General features: G+C 43.0%; 3 protein-coding genes. All 3 read left to right on the top strand.

Annotation, left to right across the window (positions count from 1 at the left end):
- The first annotated feature begins 280 nt into the window (after positions 1–280).
- The 3 genes from BM378_RS19860 to mutT all read left to right on the top strand — a co-directional run bounded on the left by BM378_RS19860 (position 281) and on the right by mutT (position 4621).
- A complete protein-coding gene (locus BM378_RS19860) occupies positions 281–754 on the top strand; it encodes a DUF721 domain-containing protein (protein ID WP_036973240.1) in 474 nt (157 codons plus the stop codon).
- Between the two features lie 697 nt (positions 755–1451).
- Positions 1452–4160 carry a preprotein translocase subunit SecA gene (gene secA, locus BM378_RS19865; RefSeq protein WP_074989858.1) on the top strand — a complete coding sequence of 903 codons (2709 nt, stop codon included), beginning with the start codon at positions 1452–1454 and terminating at the stop codon, positions 4158–4160.
- Between the two features lie 62 nt (positions 4161–4222).
- Positions 4223–4621 (top strand): 8-oxo-dGTP diphosphatase MutT, encoded by a 399-nt coding sequence (gene mutT, locus BM378_RS19870; RefSeq protein WP_065979523.1) that lies wholly within the window; start codon positions 4223–4225, stop codon positions 4619–4621.
- The last annotated feature ends 253 nt before the right edge of the window (positions 4622–4874 follow it).

The raw sequence follows: 4874 nt of genomic DNA on the forward strand, positions 1-4874 counted from the left end.
CTGAAAAGGTTTGCTTTTTCGGCGTTAAAACGCCTCCCACGTGTGTAGTGTGCATCACTTGTAGGAAGGGCTTTAGCCGTGAATCTTATAAAAGGTGTTGCTGCGCAAACGCGCCATGCAAGCATAACGCCTACGGTTTAATGTAGGCGTGAAATTTATTTCGCGCGAAGGTGCTTTACAGCTCGTATCTCGGTTCTCGCATCTTGTTATTCTCGCTTTACCTTGGCGGTCGGTGGTATATTCTCTTTGGTAGGTAATAAAACCGTTTAGGTAGATAATTATGGCAAAAGATAGATACGCGCCAAAAGCGCTTGGCGATATTATGGCTGGCTTGAGTGGCCGTCTTGCGTCGTATGCTGGAAAAACGCAAGGTCTTTCGAGCCAACAAGCTATTCTTGATGAGTTTTTAGGGGAAATACTGTCTAAAAAATGCCGCGTAAGTAACTATCGTGATGGTACGTTAATGATCGAAGCTGTTTCTGCGCCTATTGCGCTGCGTTTAAATTATTTAAAAATGGATATGCTTTCGCACTTTCGTGCTGCGGGTATGGCAGAGCTTGGGCAAATTAAAATAACAGCGAATCCGCAAGCAACCCAACGTTTATCAGCCTCACCAAAACACGACAATAAACCCGTTTCTAAGCGCCAAATGAGCGAGCAAACAGCTGATTACTTAACGGCTATCGCCGCTGATGCACCGCCATCGCTGAAAGAAAAACTTGAGCGCTTGGCATTGCACGGGCGAAAGAAGTAACTTGTAGGCGTGAAATTTATTTCGCGCACAAAGACCTCTTCTAACCACAGAGGTCACAGAGAGCACAGAGTAAGAGACGGAGGAGAGAAATACATTTATTGGTTTTCTCTCGGTGTAGCGCGCAGCGCCTTGGTGTACTCTGTGGTTCAATTTCACTATCTTGTTATTTCACAAAGAGAAGTGAGTGTAGATGAGGTAGTCAAAAGAATATGTTTATTGGTTTTCTCACTAAAGCACTCAGTGGCTTGGCGTTCTTGGTGATTCAAAAGTTTTTTAGCTAATTTACAGGGAAAGCTATTCTATGGATATTACACAAAGGACGTGTGAGTTTAATTATCACCGCTCTTTAATCTCGCTCTAAGAGCCTTTTTTCACCCCACATCTTGATTTTATTTCGAATGTCGCCATATCTATCGAGTGGTTTAATTTTCGTGTTTTTTTGCGGGGTTAAACTAAAGTTTACGGCTGATTTTTAAATTTTCTTGCTGAAATTCCATATCTTCACGCTGAGATGGTTTGATGTTGCGCAGACTCTGGTATGATAGCGCACGAAATAAGCGGTGTTTTGAACAGCGTACAGATAAATTGTTAATTAATATGCTCTACATCATAAGCATAAGCGCATATTAATTATCAATTGTAGAAAGTGGGTTAGCTAACGAGTAGCTAACAAAGAATATATTGTAACGGTTTTATCATGATATCTAATTTATTTACCAAGATTTTTGGTAGTCGCAATGACCGCACTATTAAAAACCTAAGAAAGACGGTCGCACTGATCAATGCGCTTGAAACGCAATTAGAAGCGCTTTCTGATGAAGATCTAAAAGCAAAAACAGCAGAATTTAGAGAGCGTTACGATAACGGACAAAGCCTAGATGATATTCTACCAGAAGCATTTGCTGTGGTACGTGAAGCATCTAAGCGTGTAAATGGCATGCGTCATTTCGACGTACAGCTACTAGGTGGTATGGTATTACACCAAGGCCGTATCGCAGAAATGCGTACCGGTGAAGGTAAAACACTAACAGCAACATTGCCTGCATACCTACGTGGTTTAACGGGTAAAGGTGTTCATGTTATTACCGTGAACGACTACCTTGCAAAGCGTGACGCAGAAACCAACCGCCCATTATTTGAATTCCTTGGCCTAACCGTAGGCTGTAATGTGCCAGGCATGATGCCACAGCAAAAGAAAGTGGCTTACAGCGCCGACATTACTTACGGTACAAATAACGAATTTGGCTTTGATTATCTTCGCGATAACATGGCATTTAGCATTGACGAGCGTGTTCAACGCCCACTTTACTATGCTGTAGTGGATGAGGTGGATTCAATCCTAATCGATGAAGCGCGTACGCCGCTTATTATCTCAGGCCCGGCTGAAGACAGCTCTGAGCTTTACATCGAAATCAACAAGATTGTGCCAGAACTTGAGCTGCAAGAAAAAGAAGACGAAGAAGGCGTTGAAGGCGACGGCGACTTTACTATCGATGAAAAGTCTAAGCAGGTTCATTTAACTGAGCGTGGCCAAATTAAGGTTGAAGAACTACTGATTGAGCGTGGCTTAATCGAAGAAGGTGATTCACTTTATTCAGCTTCAAGTATCACATTATTAAGCCATGTTTACGCAGCACTGCGTGCGCACAAGCTTTATCAAAAAGATGTTGATTACGTTGTTAAAGAAAACGAAGTAATTATCGTTGATGAGCACACAGGCCGTACAATGGAAGGCCGTCGTTGGTCAGAAGGCTTACACCAAGCTGTTGAAGCAAAAGAAGGTGTACGCATTCAAAACGAAAACCAAACATTGGCATCAATCACATTCCAAAACTACTTCCGTTTATACGACACGTTAGCGGGTATGACGGGTACAGCAGACACAGAAGCGTTTGAGTTCCAGTCTATTTATGGTTTAGACACGGTTGTAATGCCAACCAATAAACCGATGATCCGTGATGACCGTGCCGATCTTGTGTATTTAACACAAGAAGAAAAGTACGAAGCCATCCTTGCCGATATTAAAGACTGTCAAGAACGTGGTCAGCCAGTACTTGTGGGTACAATTTCTATCGAAAGTTCTGAGTACTTATCGCAATTCTTACGTAAAGAAAAAATTAAGCACAATGTACTTAATGCTAAATTCCACGCGCAAGAAGCCGACATTGTTGCTGACGCGGGCTTACCTGGCACAGTAACGATTGCCACTAACATGGCCGGTCGTGGTACCGATATCGTGTTAGGTGGTAACTGGCACAGCGAAATTGAAAAGCTAGAAAACCCAACTGATGAGCAAATCAAAACGATTAAAGAAGAGTGGCAAAAGCGCCATGATGCAGTAATCGAAGCCGGTGGTTTACACATCATTGGTACTGAGCGTCACGAGTCGCGCCGTATCGATAACCAGTTACGTGGTCGTTCAGGTCGTCAAGGTGATGCAGGTTCGAGCCGTTTCTACTTATCAATGGATGATGCGTTAATGCGTATCTTCGCGGGTGAGCGCATGACTAACATGATGCGTAAACTGGGCATGCAACGTGGCGAAGCAATTGAGCACCCTTGGGTTAACCGTGCAATCGAAAACGCACAACGTAAAGTTGAAGCGCGTAACTTCGACGTACGTAAACAACTTCTTGAGTACGATGATGTTGCAAACGACCAACGTCGCGTAGTTTACTCGCAACGTAACGAACTACTTGAAGAAGGCGATATTTCAGAAACTATCACTGCAATCCGCAGCGATGTTCTTAATGGCATGATTGACCAATACATTGCACCGCAAAGCTTAGCGGAAATGTGGGATATTCCAGGCCTTGAAGAACGCTTAAAGCAAGATTTCTTAATTGAGCTGCCAATTTCACAATGGCTAGCTGAAGACAGTAAACTTTACGAAGAAAAACTGCGTGAGCGTATCGAAGAAGCCGTTGAGCAAGCATACAAGCAAAAAGAAGAGATGGTAGGCGATTCAGTACTACGTCAATTCGAAAAAGCGATTATGCTACAAAGCCTAGACCAACACTGGAAAGATCACTTGGCTGCAATGGATCATCTTCGTCAAGGTATCCACTTACGTGGTTATGCACAGAAGAATCCGAAGCAAGAGTACAAGCGTGAATCATTCGAGCTATTCTCTGAAATGCTTGAAAACTTAAAAATCGACGTAGTGGGTATTTTAAGTAAAGTTCAAGTACGTGCAGAAGAAGATGTTGAAAAGGTAGAAGAGCAACATCGTCGTAGCGAAAATGCACCACGTGAATACCAACACGAAGAAGCTGAGCACATTGGCGGCGAAACGCCACAAGGTGCTGTAGTTAGCCATCGTGCAGAGCCTAAAGTAGGCCGTAATGAGCCGTGCCCATGTGGTTCAGGTCAAAAGTTTAAACAGTGTTGTGGTAAATTAAAGTAACCAAAACACTGGGATAAAAAGCGACGCTTGCGTCGCTTTTTTTATGATTGAGGAAATATAAAATGACTAAGAAAATAGTGCATGTCGCAGTCGGTGTAATTTATAAAGACCAACAATTATTTATTTGTAAGCGCCCAGACGATAAACACCAAGGTGGCTTATGGGAGTTTCCTGGTGGCAAGGTCGAGCAGGGCGAAAGCGTGTTTGCAGCGTTACAACGTGAGCTATTAGAAGAAGTAAACCTGACGGTTAATGGCAGTGATGAATTAATGGTTATCGAACACGATTACGGCGATAAATGTGTGCGTTTAGATGTTCATATAGTTGATAACTTTACAGGCGAAGCCCATGGCGCAGAAGGTCAGCAAGGTAAGTGGGTACCCATTAATGAGCTTGATTACTACGTGTTCCCAGCCGCCAACGTCGAAATAGTTGAAAAGATAAAGCAACGTTTTAAATAAGTAACGAGATAAATAAGCAACGAGCTGCGAAAAGCGAGATGCGAGCTAGTACAAGTACAGCTAAATCGAGAAGGTTGTTTAATACCACTAAATAGGTTTGTTTTTTCGGCGTTAAAACGCCTCCCACGTGAGTAGTGTGTATTACTTGTAGGAAGGGCTTTAGCCGTGAATTTTATAAAGAGACGTTGCTGCGCAAACGCGCCATGCAAGCATAACGCCTACGGTTTAATGTAGGCGTGAAATTTATTTCGCG

The sequence above is a fragment of the Pseudoalteromonas lipolytica genome (assembly GCF_900116435.1).
GTDB lineage: Bacteria > Pseudomonadota > Gammaproteobacteria > Enterobacterales > Alteromonadaceae > Pseudoalteromonas > Pseudoalteromonas lipolytica.

Coding starts and splice junctions, on each gene's coding strand:
- BM378_RS19860 (WP_036973240.1), top strand. CDS start 281: ATGGCAAAAGATAGATACGCGCCAAAAGCGCTTGGCGATATTATGGCT.
- secA (WP_074989858.1), top strand. CDS start 1,452: ATGATATCTAATTTATTTACCAAGATTTTTGGTAGTCGCAATGACCGC.
- mutT (WP_065979523.1), top strand. CDS start 4,223: ATGACTAAGAAAATAGTGCATGTCGCAGTCGGTGTAATTTATAAAGAC.